Annotated in this window: 12 protein-coding genes and 4 pseudogenes; 11 read left to right on the top strand and 5 right to left on the bottom strand. The window is 55.5% G+C overall.

The window, feature by feature from the left end:
* The first annotated feature begins 65 nt into the window (after window positions 1-65).
* From ttrB to ttrA, 3 genes and pseudogenes are all read left to right on the top strand, one after another.
* Window positions 66-800 (top strand): tetrathionate reductase subunit TtrB, encoded by a 735-nt coding sequence (gene ttrB, locus ACQ86O_RS26250; protein WP_431223504.1) that lies wholly within the window; start codon window positions 66-68, stop codon window positions 798-800.
* Entirely contained in the window at window positions 797-1,855 is a 1,059-nt protein-coding gene (gene ttrC / locus ACQ86O_RS26245; protein ID WP_431223503.1) for a tetrathionate reductase subunit TtrC, read from the top strand. Before ttrB ends, ttrC begins: the two co-directional genes overlap by 4 nt.
* Window positions 1,848-4,930: pseudogene (gene ttrA, locus ACQ86O_RS26240) on the top strand (tetrathionate reductase subunit TtrA). Before ttrC ends, ttrA begins: the two are co-directional and overlap by 8 nt.
* Before the next feature lie 54 nt (window positions 4,931-4,984).
* Here the strand turns inward: ttrA and ACQ86O_RS26235 are convergent.
* A complete protein-coding gene (locus ACQ86O_RS26235; RefSeq protein ID WP_431223502.1) occupies window positions 4,985-5,527 on the bottom strand; it encodes a DUF3251 domain-containing protein in 543 nt (180 codons plus the stop codon).
* 197 nt (window positions 5,528-5,724) lie between these two features.
* Between ACQ86O_RS26235 and nrdR the strand changes: the two genes are divergently transcribed.
* The 6 genes and pseudogenes from nrdR to pgpA all read left to right on the top strand — a co-directional run bounded on the left by nrdR (window position 5,725) and on the right by pgpA (window position 9,845).
* Window positions 5,725-6,174 carry a transcriptional regulator NrdR gene (nrdR, locus tag ACQ86O_RS26230; RefSeq protein ID WP_021180191.1) on the top strand — a complete coding sequence of 150 codons (450 nt, stop codon included), beginning with the start codon at window positions 5,725-5,727 and terminating at the stop codon, window positions 6,172-6,174.
* A 10-nt stretch (window positions 6,175-6,184) separates the two neighbouring features.
* A complete protein-coding gene (gene ribD / locus ACQ86O_RS26225) occupies window positions 6,185-7,291 on the top strand; it encodes a bifunctional diaminohydroxyphosphoribosylaminopyrimidine deaminase/5-amino-6-(5-phosphoribosylamino)uracil reductase RibD (protein ID WP_431223501.1) in 1,107 nt (368 codons plus the stop codon).
* Between the two features lie 120 nt (window positions 7,292-7,411).
* Window positions 7,412-7,882 (top strand): 6,7-dimethyl-8-ribityllumazine synthase, encoded by a 471-nt coding sequence (gene ribH / locus ACQ86O_RS26220; RefSeq protein ID WP_025120322.1) that lies wholly within the window; start codon window positions 7,412-7,414, stop codon window positions 7,880-7,882.
* A gap of 21 nt (window positions 7,883-7,903) precedes the next feature.
* A pseudogene (gene nusB / locus ACQ86O_RS26215) lies at window positions 7,904-8,320 on the top strand (transcription antitermination factor NusB); the annotation flags it as partial.
* Window positions 8,321-8,364: 44 nt separating this feature from the next.
* Complete coding sequence (thiL, locus tag ACQ86O_RS26210) at window positions 8,365-9,351, top strand: thiamine-phosphate kinase (RefSeq protein ID WP_431223500.1); 987 nt, start codon at window positions 8,365-8,367, stop codon at window positions 9,349-9,351.
* A complete protein-coding gene (pgpA, locus tag ACQ86O_RS26205; RefSeq protein WP_431223499.1) occupies window positions 9,348-9,845 on the top strand; it encodes a phosphatidylglycerophosphatase A in 498 nt (165 codons plus the stop codon). The genes thiL and pgpA overlap by 4 nt, the downstream gene beginning before the upstream one ends.
* 153 nt (window positions 9,846-9,998) lie before the next feature.
* Here pgpA and ACQ86O_RS26200 read toward each other — a convergent pair.
* The 4 genes and pseudogenes from ACQ86O_RS26200 to xseB all read right to left on the bottom strand — a co-directional run bounded on the left by ACQ86O_RS26200 (window position 9,999) and on the right by xseB (window position 14,166).
* A pseudogene (locus ACQ86O_RS26200) lies at window positions 9,999-10,972 on the bottom strand (aldo/keto reductase).
* Window positions 10,973-11,101: 129 nt separating this feature from the next.
* Window positions 11,102-12,963: pseudogene (gene dxs / locus ACQ86O_RS26195) on the bottom strand (1-deoxy-D-xylulose-5-phosphate synthase).
* 31 nt (window positions 12,964-12,994) lie between these two features.
* Complete coding sequence (gene ispA, locus ACQ86O_RS26190; RefSeq protein WP_431223498.1) at window positions 12,995-13,897, bottom strand: (2E,6E)-farnesyl diphosphate synthase; 903 nt, start codon at window positions 13,895-13,897, stop codon at window positions 12,995-12,997.
* A gap of 5 nt (window positions 13,898-13,902) precedes the next feature.
* Entirely contained in the window at window positions 13,903-14,166 is a 264-nt protein-coding gene (xseB, locus tag ACQ86O_RS26185; RefSeq protein WP_431223497.1) for an exodeoxyribonuclease VII small subunit, read from the bottom strand.
* Between the two features lie 289 nt (window positions 14,167-14,455).
* Between xseB and thiI the strand changes: the two genes are divergently transcribed.
* Window positions 14,456-15,904 carry a tRNA uracil 4-sulfurtransferase ThiI gene (gene thiI, locus ACQ86O_RS26180; protein ID WP_431223496.1) on the top strand — a complete coding sequence of 483 codons (1,449 nt, stop codon included), beginning with the start codon at window positions 14,456-14,458 and terminating at the stop codon, window positions 15,902-15,904.
* Between the two features lie 156 nt (window positions 15,905-16,060).
* Window positions 16,061-16,852 (top strand): DUF4198 domain-containing protein, encoded by a 792-nt coding sequence (locus ACQ86O_RS26175; protein ID WP_431223495.1) that lies wholly within the window; start codon window positions 16,061-16,063, stop codon window positions 16,850-16,852.
* The last annotated feature ends 11 nt before the right edge of the window (window positions 16,853-16,863 follow it).

Raw genomic sequence — 16,863 nt, 5'->3', positions numbered from 1 at the left:
GGTTAATTGCCGCTTTTACACTCCTTTGTATCAGCTCCCCGGTTGATATTTTTTGGGAGAAATCAATGGATAGTGAAAAACGGCAGTTTTTACAACGCATCGGTGTACTGACCGCCGGTGCTTCTTTGGTGCCACTGGCGCACTCCGGGTGGCAATGGCAGCCAGCGCGCAGGGAAGGTGACAGCAAAAAGCGTATGGCGATGCTTATCGACCTGCGCCGTTGCATTGGATGTCAGGCCTGCACCGTCAGCTGCGCAGTAGAAAATCAGCTGCCGCAGGGGCAGTTTCGCACCACGGTCTTGCAGTATCAGGTCGCCCTGGAGAACCAGGCGTTGCCAGCCAACGTGCTGTTACCCAGGTTATGCAATCACTGTGACACTCCCCCGTGCGTACCGGTTTGCCCGGTGCAGGCTACCTTCCAGCGCGAGGACGGCATTGTGGTTATCGACAACACCCGCTGTGTAGGCTGTGCCTACTGCGTACAGGCCTGTCCTTATGAAGCGCGCTTTATCAACCATGAAACTCAAACCGCCGATAAATGCACTTTCTGCGTTCACCGGCTGGATGCCGGGTTGCTGCCTGCCTGCGTTGAATCCTGTGTTGGCGGTGCGCGGATGATTGGCGATCTTAACGATGAACACAGCACTCTGAGGCGCACGCTGGAGCAGCATCATGGGCAGCTAAAGGTACTGAAACCAGAGCAGGGGACACATCCCCAGGTGTTCTATCTGGGGCTGGATGACGCTTTTATCAGCCATGTCCGGGGACAACCGGCGATGTGGCAGGAGGGGCAAGCATGATCCGCGAAGTGATGGTTCACCCGCAGGAGATCGCCTGGCTACCCTGGGCGGTACAGTATTTTTTCTTTATTGGCCTGGCGTGCAGCAGCATCGTCATTGCGGCCTGGCTGCGATGGCGTTCAGCGCCTGATGCATCACGCCTGGAGTTGGCTGCCGTTTCGCTGGCCGTGGTAAGCGGCACCGTTGCCCCTTTGGCCTTGAGTGCAGATTTGCATCAACCTGCCCGTATCTGGCACTTCTACGCGCATTTTACCCCCTGGTCCTGGATGTCGCTTGGTTCGGTGTTTCTACCGCTGTTTACCCTGCTGATCGTTGCCTATTTCATCCTGCTATTGCGCTGTCAGCTACGGGCGCAGGCCCTGCCATTCTGGGCGCGTTGGCTGCAAATCAGGCCTGCCTGGCAAGAAGAAAAATGGCTGCGTTGGCTGGCGCTTGCCACGCTGCTTTCGGCGTTCAGTATTTTGCTCTATACCGGCCGTGAAGTTTCGGTGCTGCGAGCACAACCGCTGTGGTATAGCCTCTGGCTACCCTGGCTGCTGTTGCTTACCGCCATGCAGGCTGTCCCGCCATTGCTGGCGTATTGGTTACGCCAGGAACCGCAGTGGCAAGCACGGCTGGCCCGTTATCAGTTGGGGTCACTGCTGTTGCTGTGCCTTTCCTGTCTAGGCTGGTGGTTTGATGGGAGCTCCTCTTCCGCCGCGTTACGTGAGTTACCCGCACAGGGCAATATCTGGCTATGGGCTGGCGCCCTGTTCGCCTTGTTAATCCTGCTGCTGGTGGCTTTTTCGTGGCGGGCGTGCAACCAGAAACTGGCAACAGCCTGGCTGTGGGTGCCGTGTGCGGCAGCATTGTTGCTGTGTTGGGGTGTGCGTTGGATGTTGCTGATGCAAACCCAGACGCTGCCCAAATTTAATGTACTCACCAACCCTTATGCGTTACCGCTCGGCAGTGAAGGAGTATTGGCCATTCTGGGCACCCTGGGCTTGTGGATGGCGTTAATCATTGGGGTTCGCGAATTGCAGCATGGTTTGATGGAGAAAAAATACTATGGCTAAAGTAACGCGTCGTCAGTGGTTGAAAGGCGGGCTTGCTGTGGGCGGGTTGACGCTGTTTGGCGCCAGTTATGGCGAGATGGTGAAGAAGGTATTCACCGGTCTGCGTGATGGCAGCAGTGGCAAGCTGACGCTCGACAGGATCAGCGCCAACGCCTTAACGCCAGAGGGCAGCCAGCATGCCGAAGGCTGGCAGCCCAATCCGCAGCAGGCGGTTTCCATGACCCAGTGTTTTGGCTGCTGGACACTCTGCGGTCTGCGGGTCAGGGTTGATCGTGCCAGCAACCAGATTTTGCGCGTGGCGGGCAACCCTTATCATCCGCTTTCCCACGATCGGCATTTCCCCTATCGGCTGCCGGTCAGTGATGCACTAAATCGCCTGGGAGGCGAGGCGGGCCTGGAGCAACGTTCCACCGCCTGTGCTCGTGGCGCCACCTTGCTTGAGGGGCTAACCAGCCCTTATCGCGTGCTGGAGCCGATGAAAAGAGTGGGGCCACGCGGTGGCGGACAGTGGCAGCGCATCAGCTTTGAACAATTGATCCAGGAAGTGGTTGAGGGTGGCGATCTGTTTGGCGAGGGGCCGGTGGATGGATTGCGGGCCATTCGCGATCTGCAGACGCCACTCGATCCGGCTCAGCCGTCGCTGGGGCCAAAAGCAAACCAACTGCTGGTCACCAATGCGGGGGATGAGGGCAGGGACGCGTTTATCAAACGTTTTGCGCAGAACGCCTTTGGAACACGTAACTTTGGCCATCATGGGGCTTACTGTGGATTGGCTTACCGGGCAGGTTCTGGGGCGTTGATGGGCGATCTGGTAAAGAATGCGCACGTAAAACCGGATTGGGAGCATTTGCGCTTTGCCCTGTTTCTCGGGACTTCACCGGCTCAGTCCGGTAACCCGTTCAAACGCCAGGCACGCCAGTTGGCCAACGCTCGCTTGCGCGATGAGTTCCGCTACGTGGTGGTAGCGCCAGCGCTGCCGTTAACGACCACGCTGGCTAACGATCATAACCGCTGGGTGCCGGTGTTGCCGGGGACAGATTCGGCGTTGGTGATGGGCATGATCCGCTGGATTATCGAGAACAAGCGCTATAACGCGGATTACCTGGCCATTCCCGGCGAGGCCGCCATGTTGGCTGCCGGCGAAAAGAGCTGGTCGAATGCCACACATCTGGTGGTAACTGATGACGATCATCCCTTGTGCGGTCAGTTTCTACGCCAGGCGCATCTGAGCGGTGAAACGGCCGGTGAGGCCGAAAGCCCGGCTCTGGTGTGGGATGCACAACGGGCCGAAGTGGTATCGGTCGACGAGGCCATACGTGGGCAATTGCTGGTCGAACAGCCGTTGCGGCTAGCCGACGGCTCTCAGGTTCGGGTACGTTCAAGTTTCCTTTGTCTGCAACTGGCGGCTGAGCGTTTTACGCTGGCGCAATACAGCGCCCAGTGCGGCGTCAGTGTCGAAACCCTTGCTGCGCTGGCCAGGGAATTTACCTCCTATCAGCGGCAGGCGGCGGTGATCTCCCACGGCGGAATGATGAGCGGCAATGGCTTCTACAGCAGTTGGGCGGTGATGATGCTCAATGCGCTGATCGGTAATCTGAACCTTAAAGGGGGTGTTTCGGTTGGCGGCGGCAAGTTCAAAGAGTTTGCTGAAGGGCCGCGTTATGACCTGGTCGATTTCCCCGGTAGGGTAAAACCGCGAGGGCTGGTGCTGTCACGCAGTAATCAGGCCTATGAAAAATCGGACGAGTATCGTCACAAGGTCGAGCAGGGGGCAAACCCTTATCCGGCGCGCGGACCATGGTATCCGTTTGTGGCAGGGCAGTTTACCGAGCAGTTGGCGCCGGCGTTGATGGGCTATCCTTACCGGCTCAAGGCCTGGATCAACCATATGGGGAACCCGCTTTATGGCGTTGCAGGTCTGCGCGCGGTGGTCGAGAGCAAGCTGAAAGACCCGCAGCAGCTGCCGCTGTTTATTGCCGTTGACGCCTTTATTAACGAAACCAACGCGTTGGCAGATTACATCGTGCCGGATACGCATAACTTCGAAAGCTGGGGTTTCACTTCCCCTGGTCCGGTGTGATGGTGAAGGCGAGTACCGCTCGCTGGCCGGTAGTCCCGGCACGTACCGCAACCACCGCAGACGGGCAGCCGATAGCGCTGGAAAGCTTTGTTATTGCGCTTTCCAAAGCGATGAGGTTGCCAGGGTTTGGCGATGCCGCCCTGCAGGATGCAGAGGGGAACGCGTGTGGGTTGCACTGTGCCGAAGATTACTACCTGCGTGCAGCCGCCAATGTGGCATTTGCCGGTGAGCCATTACCAGAAGCGACGACCAGTGAACTGCGGTTAACCGGTGTCGATCGTCTGCAACCAGCATTGGATAAGGTGCTGAAGCAGGATGAACGGCTGCGGGTGGGTTATCTGCTGGCGCGTGGTGGCCGCTTTGCCCCTTATGAACAGGCATGGCAAGGTGCAGCCACCGGCCCACAGTGGAAAAAAGGGCTGAATATCTGGAATGAGGATGTGGCCCGACATCGCCACGCCCTGACCGGCGAGCGTTACAGCGGATGCCCGACCTATTACCCACCGCGCTTTGCCGATGGTTCTGACGTTGGGAAACACTATCCGCTGGAGGCCTGGCCGTTCCGCCTGATGTCGTTCAAATCGTATCTGATGAGCAGTTCAACGGCACCTATCAATCGCCTGCGTGCGGTGAAGGCGGTTAACCTGGTGGCACTCAATCCGTCAGATGCCGAGCGCTATGCTTTAAAACATGGCGACCATGTCAGGCTACAAACGCCGGGCGGCAGCGTTGAGGTACAGATAAGCCTGCTCGACGGGGTCATGCCAGGGGTTATTGCGATTGAGCATGGCTATGGCCACCGCGAGATGGGGGCGAGGGTACATACTTTGGATGGCAAGGCGTTGCCAGCAGACCCGCGTATTGCCTCTGGCATCAACCTTAACGACCTGGGATTGCCCGATCCTACCCGTGAGATTGGCAATACCTGGCTTGATTGGGTCAGCGGGGCGGCGGTACGCCAAGGGATACCGGCAAAACTGCAACGTCTAGGCTAGGCTGTTGGCCCAACCCTCTTTGACTGCCGGGATTGGGCCACGTATCACTTCAGTTTATCTGGGGGAAGCGGTCGGCTCTATGCTGTGGACGCGGATATAGCCCAGTTGTTGCGGTGTGACACCGCTCAGACGTAATTCAAAAACCTGCTCGGTTTTTGGCAGCAGCGAATTGCGGCTCTGGATATTCTGTGACTGCGCATCCGCCGTCAGCGGCATACCAGCGGCATCCAGTTGCCCCCATTCCACGATAGCGTTGAATCCAGGCAGATATTGGCCGGACAGCGTGCGGACATACATCACCGCCTGGCTACCGTTGGCCTCGTTCTTCACATAGTTTAGCGAAAGACTCAGTTCACCCACACTGCTTTGCAACCGGGCGGCGCTATTGGCAGCCGGCAGCAGGTATACGCCGCTGGTGGAGTTCTGGTTAAGCCGGTTTTGACGCTCCAGGGCAAGGGCCTGATCGGTCAGCGTTCCCAACATTTGCTTCAGCTCAACCACCTGGCTTTTTAGTTTCGGTACTTCGCGGTTTTGTGCGCATCCAGCCAGCAGGATCATGGCGGTGAGCAGAAAAACTTTACGATAACTGATTGTCATGGCAGCAATTCCCTATTCGATAGCACCTGCTATCAGCTTAGCCTTATCGGCAGGCAAAGTCATGTCTGCGACCCGGTGATGGCCGGTTTATTGCTCAAACATGGCGGCAATTGGCAACAAATGGCCGGCGGTCTTTGTTGTGGCCGAAGTTCGGGGTAAACTGTTCTTAACTATAAAAACGCTTATCAGGACGAGTTATGCATTGCCCTTTCTGCGCTGCCGTTGATACCAAAGTTATTGATTCCCGCTTGGTGGGTGATGGATCGCAGGTGCGCCGTCGTCGCCAATGTCTGGTCTGTAATGAACGTTTTACCACTTTTGAAGTGGCCGAACTGGTGATGCCACGGGTGATAAAAAGTGATGAAGTTCGTGAACCGTTCAATGAAGATAAACTGCGCCGTGGCATGCTGAAAGCGCTGGAAAAGCGCCCGGTCAGCTCCGACGACGTGGAAAATGCCATCAACCATATCAAATCCCAGTTGCGCGCCACCGGTGAGCGCGAAGTGCCAACCAAAATGGTCGGTAATCTGGTGATGGATGCACTCAAGAAGCTGGATAAGGTCGCCTATATCCGCTTTGCTTCGGTTTACCGCAGTTTCGAAGATATCCGTGAATTCGGCGAAGAGATCGCCAAACTGCAGGATTAACAGGAACCTCATGCATAACGACGAGTTTTACATGGCCCGCGCCTTTGAACTGGCGCGGCTGGGGCGTTTCACTACGGCACCCAATCCTAACGTTGGCTGCGTTATCGTGCGTGATGGCAAAATTGTTGGCGAAGGTTATCACCTGCGAGCCGGTGAGCCTCATGCCGAAGTGCATGCCCTGCGCATGGCAGGGGAACAGGCACGCGGAGCCACGGCTTATGTCACGCTGGAACCCTGTAGCCACCATGGCCGCACGCCGCCCTGTGCGGATGCATTAATCGCCGCAGGTATCAGCCGGGTGGTTGCCGCCATGCAGGATCCCAATCCTCAGGTGGCCGGGCGTGGGCTATATAAGTTGCAACAGGCGGGTATTGACGTTCGCCATGGCGTCATGCTGGCTGAGGCCGAAGCGGTTAATCTGGGGTTCCTCAAGCGTATGCGTACCGGCTTCCCTTACGTGCAGTTAAAATTGGGGGCTTCGCTGGATGGCCGCACGGCGATGGCGTCCGGAGAAAGCCAGTGGATCACCTCACCGCAGGCCAGGCAGGACGTACAGCGTCTGCGGGCCGAAAGCGCGGCGATCCTCAGCACCAGCGCGACAGTATTGGCAGACGATCCGGCACTGACGGTGCGCTGGGATGAGCTGAGCAGCGAGACGCAGCAGATCTGCTCACGTGAAAACCTGCGACAGCCGTTACGGATAATTCTAGACAGCCAGAATCGCGTCACACCACAGCACCGGGTGGTGCAACAGCCGGGCGCTACCTGGCTGGCGCGCTTGCAGCCGGACGATCAAACCTGGCCGGAAAACGTCGAGCAACTTACGTTCCCCGCCTACGGTGGCGGTATCGATCTGGTGGTAATGATGATGCAACTGGCCAAACGCCAGGTGAACAGCCTCTGGGTCGAGGCCGGTGCGCAACTGGCGGGTGCGCTGCTGCAGGCTGGGTTGGTCGATGAGCTCATATTGTATGTTGCGCCCAGATTATTGGGTGATAATGGCCGGGGGCTATGCCAGTTGCCAGGCCTGACGCAGTTGGCCGATGCGCCGGAGTTTACCTTTAGTGAAGTGCGCCAGATCGGCCCCGATCTGCGCCTGCGGTTAAGCGCCAAATAGAGAAGATAACCTTTGCAGGCCAGTGCCGTTGGTGTTTTGTAAAACCGCCGCGCAGGCGGGCAAAGAATATGATAGAATCCGCCCCCTGCGGGGTATTGAACCCATTTTTAAGGAAAGCCCATGAAAGTTATCGAAGGTGTTGTTGCTACTCCTAATGCCCGTGTGGCGATCGCAATTGCACGTTTTAACAATTTCATCAACGACAGCCTGCTGCAAGGTGCTATCGATGCACTCAAGCGTATCGGCCAGGTTGCTGATGACAACATCACCGTTGTCTGGGTCCCTGGAGCTTACGAGCTGCCATTAACCGCGCGCGTGCTGGCTAACACCGGCAAATATGATGCGGTTATTGCTCTGGGTACCGTGATCCGTGGGGGCACCGCGCACTTCGAATACGTGGCTGGTGAAGCCAGTTCTGGCCTGGGTAATGTCTCTATGAATACCGAGATCCCGGTTGCCTTTGGCGTTCTGACCACCGAAAGCATCGAACAAGCGATCGAACGTGCTGGCACCAAGGCGGGCAACAAAGGTGCAGAAGCGGCCCTGACCGCACTTGAAATGATCAATGTAATCAAAGCTATTAAAGCCTGAATTTAGTTTAAGGGGAATTCCGTGAAACCTGCTGCTCGTCGCCGCGCTCGTGAGTGCGCTGTTCAAGCGCTTTACTCTTGGCAGTTGTCTAAAAATGACATTGCTGATGTTGAACACCAGTTCCTGACGGAGCAGGATGTCAAAGATGTTGACGTCGCCTATTTTCGTACGCTGCTGTCCGGTGTGGCAGTTAACGCAGGTATGCTGGATGGCCTGATGGCCCCCTACCTGTCGCGCCAGCTCGAAGAATTGGGCCAGGTAGAAAGAGCCGTGCTGCGCATTGCGCTGTTCGAGCTGAAAATGCGTGAAGATGTCCCTTACAAAGTGGCTATCAACGAAGCGATCGAACTGGCTAAAACCTTCGGTGCGGAAGATAGCCATAAGTTTGTGAATGGTGTGCTGGATAAAGCAGCCCCTAGCATCCGTAAGAAAAATAAAATTAAGGCCGGGAAACCGGCCTTAATTACATTGGAAGAAAGACCATGGCATGCGGTGAATTTGACCTTATTGCCCGCTATTTTGACCGGTTCAAAAGTGTGCGCCGGGATGTACAGGTGGGCATTGGAGATGACTGCGCACTTCTTACAGTGGCAGAAAAACAGCTTTTAGCCATCAGTACCGATACTTTGGTCTCGGGCATCCACTTCTTGGCGGATATCGATCCCGCCGATCTCGGCTATAAAGCATTGGCAGTTAACCTGAGCGACCTGGCAGCAATGGGCGCGGACCCGGCGTGGCTTTCGTTGGCGTTGACGCTGCCGGAAGTGGACGAGGAGTGGCTCAAGGCGTTCAGCGACAGCTTGTTCGAACAACTCAATTATTACGGCATGCAACTGATTGGCGGGGATACGACCCGTGGCCCGCTGAGCATGACGTTAACCATTAATGGCCTGATCCCGGCAGGGCGTGCATTAACACGCAGCGGTGCCAGGATCGGTGATTGGATTTATGTCACCGGTACGCTGGGTGACAGCGCCGCCGGGCTGGCTATTTTGCAGGATCGATTGCAGGTAGCAGACCCCGTGGCCCGCCAATATCTGCTGACGCGCCATCTGCGCCCGCTACCGCGTGTGTTGCAGGGGCAGGCGTTGCGTGATTTGGCCAGTTCTGCCATAGATATCTCCGATGGCCTGATCTCAGATCTGAAACACGTGCTGAAAGCCAGCGAGTGCGGTGCCCGTATCGAACTCGATGAGCTGCCAATGTCACAGGCGCTGACTGGCAACAGCGATGCGGACCAGGCGTTGCGTTGGGCGCTGACCGGCGGTGAAGATTATGAGCTATGCTTCACCGTGCCAGAGATCAATCGGGGCGCGCTGGAAGTGGCACTGAGCCATTTAGGTGCGGATTATACCTGTATCGGTCAGATCGGCCCGCAGTCCGAAGGGATGAAATTCTACCGCGATAACCAAGAAGTAGAGCTGCAGTGGTACGGTTACGATCACTTCAATGCTGAGCAAGAATCATGAAGGATGAAGCGAAAAACCGGTTGCGTATGCGCAACCCCTGGCACTTGCTGGCGACCGGCTTTGGTAGCGGCCTGTCGCCGATCATGCCGGGTACCATGGGGTCCATCGCGGCAATTCCGTTCTGGTTGCTGTTGATCCAACTGCCGTGGCAGCTCTATTCATTGCTGGTTATGTTCAGTATCTGCATTGGCGTCTATCTGTGCCATCAGACCGCCAAAGATATGAAAGTGCACGATCATGGCAGTATCGTCTGGGATGAGTTTGTCGGGATGTGGATCACCCTGATGGCGCTGCCGGTCAACAGTTGGCAATGGGTCGCCGCCGGGTTTGTGGTGTTCCGTATTCTGGATATCTGGAAGCCGTGGCCTATCCGCTGGTTCGATCGCAATGTGCACGGCGGCATGGGGATCATGGTCGACGATATCATCGCCGGGGTGCTCGCTGCCGGTGTTATCTTCCTGGTTGGTCATTACTGGCCAGCAGGGTTATTTTAATCTTTCTGCAGTGGGCCATTGATGCGAGATCCAAGCCCTATGGGTTTCAAGCCGTAGCCAGGCGGCAAGCTTGTTCATCCCTGGAGCTTACTCAGGTAAGTGAGCGGGATGAACAAGTGCCGACAACAATGCTATAGCTTGAAAGACGACGGGCTATTCAAAACCTACCGGATGATGCGGCACATAAGCTGTCTCCAACTCTGCGATCTCTTCTGGCTTTAACGCCAGATCCACAGCGGCTACGGCGTCGGTCAGGTGCTCACTGCGCGAGGCGCCAATGATCGGCGCGGTCACGACCGGTTTGCTTAACAGCCAGGCCAGGGCAATCTGCGCCCGCGAGACGCCACGCTCTTCGGCGATGGTGGCCACTCGCTCGGCAATTATGGCATCAATGCCCTCGGTGGAATCGTATAAGGTTTTGCCATACTGGTCGGAGACCAGCCTTGCTGTGCTTTCCCCCAAGGACGCGTCAATCTGCCACGCGCCAATGGGCTCCAGGGGAGCACGGCAATCCCTTCTGCTGCGCATAATGGGTGCATCTCGCGTTCTTCTTCACGCTGGATCAGATTGTATTGATCCTGCATGCTGACAAAGCGTGTCCAGCCGTGCAGATCGGCGGTATACAGCGCTTTGGCAAACTGCCAGGCAAACATTGATGATGCGCCGATATACCGCGCCTTACCGGCTTTCACCACATCATGCAGGGCTTCCAGCGTTTCTTCGATCGGCGTTTCATAATCCCAACGATGGATCTGCAACAAATCGACGTAATCTGTCCCCAGACGCTGCAGGCTGTCATCGATTGACTGCATGATCTTGGGCCGCGACAGGCCGCGCTCCAGATTGCTCATGGCGTTATAGACTTTGGTGGCAATCACCACCTCTTCGCGGCGCGTATAGTCACGCAGTGCGCGGCCAACTATTTCCTCGCTGCTGCCATCGGAGTAGTTGTTGGAGGTATCAAAGAAGTTGATGCCGGCATCCAGCGCCTGCTTGATAAGCGGGCGGCTGCTCTCTTCCGGTAGCGTCCAGGCGTGGTTGCCGCGCGAAGGTTCGCCGTAGGTCATGCAACCCAGACAGATACGGGAAATGGTCAGATCGGTATTACCCAGCTTTAGATATTTCATGCTTATCTCCTTTGTACCGTTCAACAGTGACTGTAATGGATAATGATGCAGAAATGATGGGCGCAGGATTTTACGCCGCTTAAGCTGGATAAGATGGCGATGGGGTTCGGTTAAGGAACCCCAGAAGGATTACGCCAACCAGGTCTCGATTTGGCGTTGAATACCGGCAGCATCCAGGCCAAGATCGCTGCGGATCTCTTCCTGGCTGCCCTGAGGGATGAAATAATCAGGCAGGCCAATATTCAGCACCGGTACCAACCGGCGTTTGGCCATCAGCAGCTCGTTCACACCGCTGCCAGCTCCCCCATAATGGCGTTTTCTTCCAATGTCACCAGCACGCTGTGGCTGGCGGCCATTTCCAGCACCAACTCTTCATCCAGTGGTTTTACAAAACGCATATCAACCAGCGTGGCGTTCATGGCTTCGGCCGCCTGTGCGGCTTCCGGCAATAAAGTCCCGAAGTTGAGGATGGCAATTTCTTCACCTTCGCGGCGTACGATCCCTTTACCTAGCGCAAGGGGAGCCAGAGGTTCCAACGTTGCGCCGGTACCATTACCACGCGGATAACGCACCGCAGTTGGGCCGTCATTATAGTGATAACCGGTGTACAGCATCTGGCGGCATTCGTTTTCATCGCTTGGCGTCATGATCACCATATTCGGGATGCAACGCAGGAAGGAAATATCAAATGCGCCCTGGTGAGTCTGGCCGTCGGCACCGACAATGCCGCCGCGATCGATCGCAAACATTACCGGCAGTTTCTGGATCGCCACATCGTGGATCACCTGATCGTAGGCGCGCTGCAGGAAGGTGGAGTAGATTGCCACCACCGGTTTATAGCCGCCAATTGCCAGGCCTGCGGCGAAAGTCACTGCGTGCTGCTCGGCGATCGCCACATCAAAATACTGCTGTGGGTATTCGCGCGAGAACTGCACCATGCCGGAACCTTCACGCATGGCCGGAGTGACGGCCATCAATTGGCTGTCTTTAGCCGCTGTTTCACATAGCCATTCACCAAAAATCTTCGAATAGGTTGGCAGGCCACCGGCGCTCTTGGGCAATGTACCGCTGGCGGGATCAAACTTGGGTACCGCGTGGAAGCTGATCGGATCCTTTTCCGCCGGTGCGTAGCCACGGCCTTTTTTGGTCATGATATGCAGCAGTTGCGGGCCTTTCAGATCACGCATATTTTTCAGCGTGGCGGCCAAGGCTTGTACATCGTGGCCATCTACCGGGCCAATGTAATTAAAGCCCAGCTCTTCAAACAGCGTGCCGGGGACCACCATGCCTTTCAGGTGTTCTTCGGTGCGCTTTAACAGCTCTTTGATGGGTGGCAGGCCAGAAAGTACCTTCTTGCCCCCTTCGCGCAACGTGGAGTAGAGCTTGCCAGATAGCAACTGTGCCAGGTGGTTGTTCAGGGCCCCGACGTTCTCGGAAATCGACATTTCGTTGTCGTTAAGCACCACCAGCATATCCGGGGTGATATCCCCCGCATGGTTCATGGCTTCAAACGCCATGCCTGCGGTGATTGCACCGTCGCCAATCACGCAGACGGTGCGGCGATTTTTGCCTTCACGGGCTGCGGCAACCGCCATACCAAGACCGGCACTGATCGAGGTGGAAGAGTGGCCGACGGACAGCACGTCATATTCGCTTTCGTCGCGCCATGGGAACGGATGCAGGCCGTTTTTCTGCCGGATGGTGGAGATGCGATCGCGCCGACCTGTCAGAATTTTGTGTGGATAGGCCTGATGGCCGACGTCCCAGACCAGATGGTCGAAGGGGGTGTTGTAAACGTAATGCAGTGCCACCGTCAGTTCGACAGTACCCAGCCCAGACGCAAAGTGGCCGCTGGAGCGGCTGACACTGTCCAGCAGATATTGCCGCAGTTCGTCACATAGCTTCGGCAGGCTTTCTTTTGGCAATGAGCGGAGCTCTTGCGGGTTTTCCGCTAGTGCCAAGGTCGGGTATTTGGCTATATCAAGACTCATTCGTTACTCATATCAGAGGAAACTTCACACGTTAATTGTCGCGTTCAATAATGAAGCTGGCTAACGCTCGCAATGGCGCTGTGTTATAAGATTGTGCTGCCAAAGACTCCAAGGCGGCCAAGGCTTCCTGATAGAGATCCCACGCTTTAACTTTCGCGCTGTCAAGCCCTAGCAGGGCTGGATAGGTACTCTTTCCAAGCTGTTGATCGGAGCCCTGGCGTTTGCCGATTTTCTCGGTTTCGCCCACGACGTCGAGAATGTCATCCTGCACCTGAAACGCCAGGCCTATTGCCGCCGCATAACGGTCCAGTTGTGGCAGCGCTGCTCGCCCTGGTTGGCCGGCGGCCAGAGCCCCCAGGCGAACCGCAGCACGCATCAGCGCGCCGGTTTTATGGCGGTGGATCTGTTCGAGCGCCTGCAGATCAATATGTTTGCCTTCGGCCTCAAGATCCAGCGATTGCCCGCCACACATACCAGCCACGCCGCTGGCGGCGGCCAGTTCGGAGATCATCGCCAGCCGATCGCCCAGTGCGACATCGGGCATGGGGGCATCGGCCAGGATCGAGAAAGCCAGAGTTTGCAGGGCATCCCCTGCCAGGATCGCGTTAGCCTCGCCAAACTTGATATGACAAGTTGGCTGGCCCCGGCGCAGATCGTCATCGTCCATGGCCGGTAAATCATCATGGATCAGTGAATAGGCATGAATGCATTCCACCGCCGCCGCAGGGGCATCCAGATTTTCCAGACTCAGGCCGAACATCTGCCCGGTCGCATAAACCAGGAAAGGGCGTAGCCGCTTGCCGCCCAGCAGCGCGCCATGGCGCATGGCCTCTACCATTTTGCCTTGGTTAAATGGCAAAGGGGCGATGTAATCCAGCAGGGCGCGATCGCTGCGCTGTCGGAATAGCTGTAACTGATCTTGAAACTCAGACATCGTTATTACTCAGCGTCCGGGGTAAAAGGGGCGAGTGCAGCATCGTCATTCTGGTCGTTGAGCAGGATCTGCACACGCTGCTCCGCCTGTTGCAGCTTTTGTTGGCCCTGGCGTGCCAGCTGTACTCCACGCTCAAACTCATTCAGCGCATCTTCCAGCGGTAATTCACCGGACTCCAGGCGAGTCACGATGCTCTCAAGTTCACCAAGGGAGCTTTCAAAACTGATACTTTGCTCTTTACTGTCTGATTGTGCAGGTTTTTTCGCCATAATTTTCTTTTTACATCATCATGTGAACAGTCGGGCCAGAGCCTATCCTAGCGGATCTTGATTAGCAAATCATGGCGCGTCTATGCGGTTTTGTACACGGCGCACCTTCAGATAGTGATATACTTCGCGCCCAGATAAGAGTGATAAAAGTCCGGAGAACCGAAGTTTTATCAATCTTATCGCCATTGTATACCTAATAGCTTTTAAGTTGCAGCCAACAGCCGCCGCCCGAAAGAGTGAGGGTATAGATCTTTTACCCCGTAATTCTTATCAGACAATAAAAACCGCCATGAAGTTTATCATTAAATTGTTCCCGGAAATCACCATCAAGAGTCAATCTGTGCGCTTGCGCTTCATTAAGATCCTGACTACCAACATTCGTAACGTTCTCAAGCAGTATGATGAAACGTTGGCGGTGGTGCGGCACTGGGATTTTATCGAGGTGCGCGCCAAAGACGAGAATCAGCGCCCGGTAATTGCAGATGCGTTGACGCGTATACCCGGAATTCACCATATCCTGGAGGTGGAAGACCGCAGCTATACCGATGTGCATAACATCTTCGAACAGACGCTGGAAACCTACCGCGAGCAGTTGGAAGGCAAGACTTTCTGCGTGCGTGTGAAACGCCGTGGCAAGCATGAGTTCAGTTCGCAGGATGTGGAGCGCTATGTCGGTGGCGGTCTGAATCAGCATATCGAAAGTGCTCGCGTCAAACTTTCTCATCCGCAGGTAACGGTGAACCTGGAGATTGAAGATGACAAACTGATGCTGGTCAAAGCCCGTCGCGAAGGGATTGGCGGTTACCCGATTGGCACTCAGGAAGACGTATTGTCATTGATTTCTGGCGGTTTTGACTCTGGTGTCTCCAGCTACATGCTGATGCGCCGTGGGTGTCGTGTGCATTACTGCTTCTTTAATCTGGGCGGTGCGGCGCACGAAATTGGCGTGAAGCAGGTGGCTTTCTATCTGTGGAATCGTTTTGGCAGCTCACACAAGGTGCGCTTTGTGGCGATCGATTTCGAGCCGGTGGTGGGTGAGATCCTGGAAAAGGTGGACGACGGCCAGATGGGCGTGGTGCTCAAGCGTATGATGGTACGTGCTGCTTCCCAGGTTGCGGAGCGCTACGGCGTGCAGGCATTGGTCACCGGTGAAGCTCTGGGCCAGGTATCCAGCCAGACGCTGACCAACCTGCGCCTGATCGACAACGCCTCCGATACCCTGATCCTGCGCCCGCTGATTTCCCATGATAAAGAACACATTATCAAGGTTGCGCGGGAAATCGGCACCGAGGACTTCGCCAAAACCATGCCGGAATATTGTGGCGTGATTTCGAAAAGCCCAACGGTCAAGGCGCTGAAAAGCAAGATTGAAGAAGAAGAGGGGCATTTTGACTTCGACATTCTGGATCGCGTCGTGCGGGAAGCGCGCAATGTAGATATCCGTACCATCGCCGAAGAGACGCAGCAGCAGGTGACTGAAGTGGAAACCGTGGCTGAATTCACCGCTGATGAGGTGATCCTGGATATCCGCTCTGTCGATGAGCAGGAAGAAAAACCGTTGCAACTGGCACAGGTTGAGGTTAAGCCATTGCCATTCTACAAACTGAGCACTCAGTTTGGCGATCTCGATCAGAGCAAAACCTACCTGCTGTATTGTGACCGTGGCGTGATGAGCCGCCTGCAGGCGTTGTACCTGCTTGAGCAGGGTTACGCTAATGTTAAGGTGTATCGCCCCTAGTTTTTACTGAAGGATAGCAATGCCATTGCCGTGGCGTTGCTATCCTTGCCCGCCTTTTTATCTTCTTCCCGCTAAACAACCTTTGACATTGAGGCTTATTTTAACTTATTAATGTTATGTTATAACATTATAGTTAATGAAAAAGGGAGCAGGTTTATGAAGTTAAAAGCGTTAGTGGCGATGGTGCCTTTGTTGTTTATCAGTACGTCACAAGCTCATTCACTGTGGGTTAATGCGACATCCGCAGCGGATGGGCAGAGCATGATAGAACTGGGATATGGAGATGAGTTCCCCACTGCGGCGGTTATCCCTGCCGATCGTCTGCATATTTTTGAAGCGGCACAACTGATCGGGAAAGATGGGAATCTGGTGCTAAAAGCCGGTAAAGAGAATTACCAATTCGTGACGGAAAAACCGCTGACAAACGGCAGTTATGCCGCGATCGCCATTTATAAACCAACCTATTGGTCAAAAAATAAAGCGGGGTGGCAACAGCAGGACAGAACGGCAATGCCAGACGCTTTGTACTGCGAGCAGGCCTCGATGTTCGGTAAAACCATTCTGAATATAGGAGGGGCGAAAGAGACGGCAGTCATTAGCCAGCCCCAGGGGCTGAAGCTGGAAATTATCCCGTTGGCTAATCCTGCAACCATCAAACCCGGGCAACCGTTGCCGGTGCAGGTATTGTATGACGGTAAACCGCTGAAGAATGCGGAGGTGACGGCGACCTTTGCTGGTTTTGGCGATCAGCATGAACATCATGGGCACACCCACAGCCATGCTAAAGCCTTTATGAACCAGACGGACAGCAAGGGAAAAGTGAATGTATACCCGTTAAAAGCCGGGTATTGGGTTGTTGAAACGGAACATAAACTGCCTTATGCGGATACGGCGAAATGTGATGAGTCTGTGTTGGCCTCAACGCTGACCTTTAGCATCGACGAATAAGCAGCATGGTC

Source organism: Serratia sp. L9 (genome assembly GCF_050632285.1).
Classification (GTDB): Bacteria; Pseudomonadota; Gammaproteobacteria; order Enterobacterales; family Enterobacteriaceae; genus Chania.
Note: the sequence above shows the minus strand (reverse complement) of the source record. Positions and strands in the feature narration are given on the sequence as shown.

What these genes read in the sequence shown, in the direction of transcription:
- nrdR (WP_021180191.1), top strand. Translation starts at nt 5,725, where the DNA reads ATGCATTGCCCTTTCTGCGCTGCCGTTGATACCAAAGTTATTGATTCC.
- thiI (WP_431223496.1), top strand. Translation starts at nt 14,456, where the DNA reads ATGAAGTTTATCATTAAATTGTTCCCGGAAATCACCATCAAGAGTCAA.
- ACQ86O_RS26235 (WP_431223502.1), bottom strand. Translation starts at nt 5,527, where the DNA reads ATGACAATCAGTTATCGTAAAGTTTTTCTGCTCACCGCCATGATCCTG.
- ttrB (WP_431223504.1), top strand. Translation starts at nt 66, where the DNA reads ATGGATAGTGAAAAACGGCAGTTTTTACAACGCATCGGTGTACTGACC.
- ribH (WP_025120322.1), top strand. Translation starts at nt 7,412, where the DNA reads ATGAAAGTTATCGAAGGTGTTGTTGCTACTCCTAATGCCCGTGTGGCG.
- pgpA (WP_431223499.1), top strand. Translation starts at nt 9,348, where the DNA reads ATGAAGGATGAAGCGAAAAACCGGTTGCGTATGCGCAACCCCTGGCAC.
- ispA (WP_431223498.1), bottom strand. Translation starts at nt 13,897, where the DNA reads ATGTCTGAGTTTCAAGATCAGTTACAGCTATTCCGACAGCGCAGCGAT.
- thiL (WP_431223500.1), top strand. Translation starts at nt 8,365, where the DNA reads ATGGCATGCGGTGAATTTGACCTTATTGCCCGCTATTTTGACCGGTTC.
- ttrC (WP_431223503.1), top strand. Translation starts at nt 797, where the DNA reads ATGATCCGCGAAGTGATGGTTCACCCGCAGGAGATCGCCTGGCTACCC.
- ribD (WP_431223501.1), top strand. Translation starts at nt 6,185, where the DNA reads ATGCATAACGACGAGTTTTACATGGCCCGCGCCTTTGAACTGGCGCGG.
- xseB (WP_431223497.1), bottom strand. Translation starts at nt 14,166, where the DNA reads ATGGCGAAAAAACCTGCACAATCAGACAGTAAAGAGCAAAGTATCAGT.
- ACQ86O_RS26175 (WP_431223495.1), top strand. Translation starts at nt 16,061, where the DNA reads ATGAAGTTAAAAGCGTTAGTGGCGATGGTGCCTTTGTTGTTTATCAGT.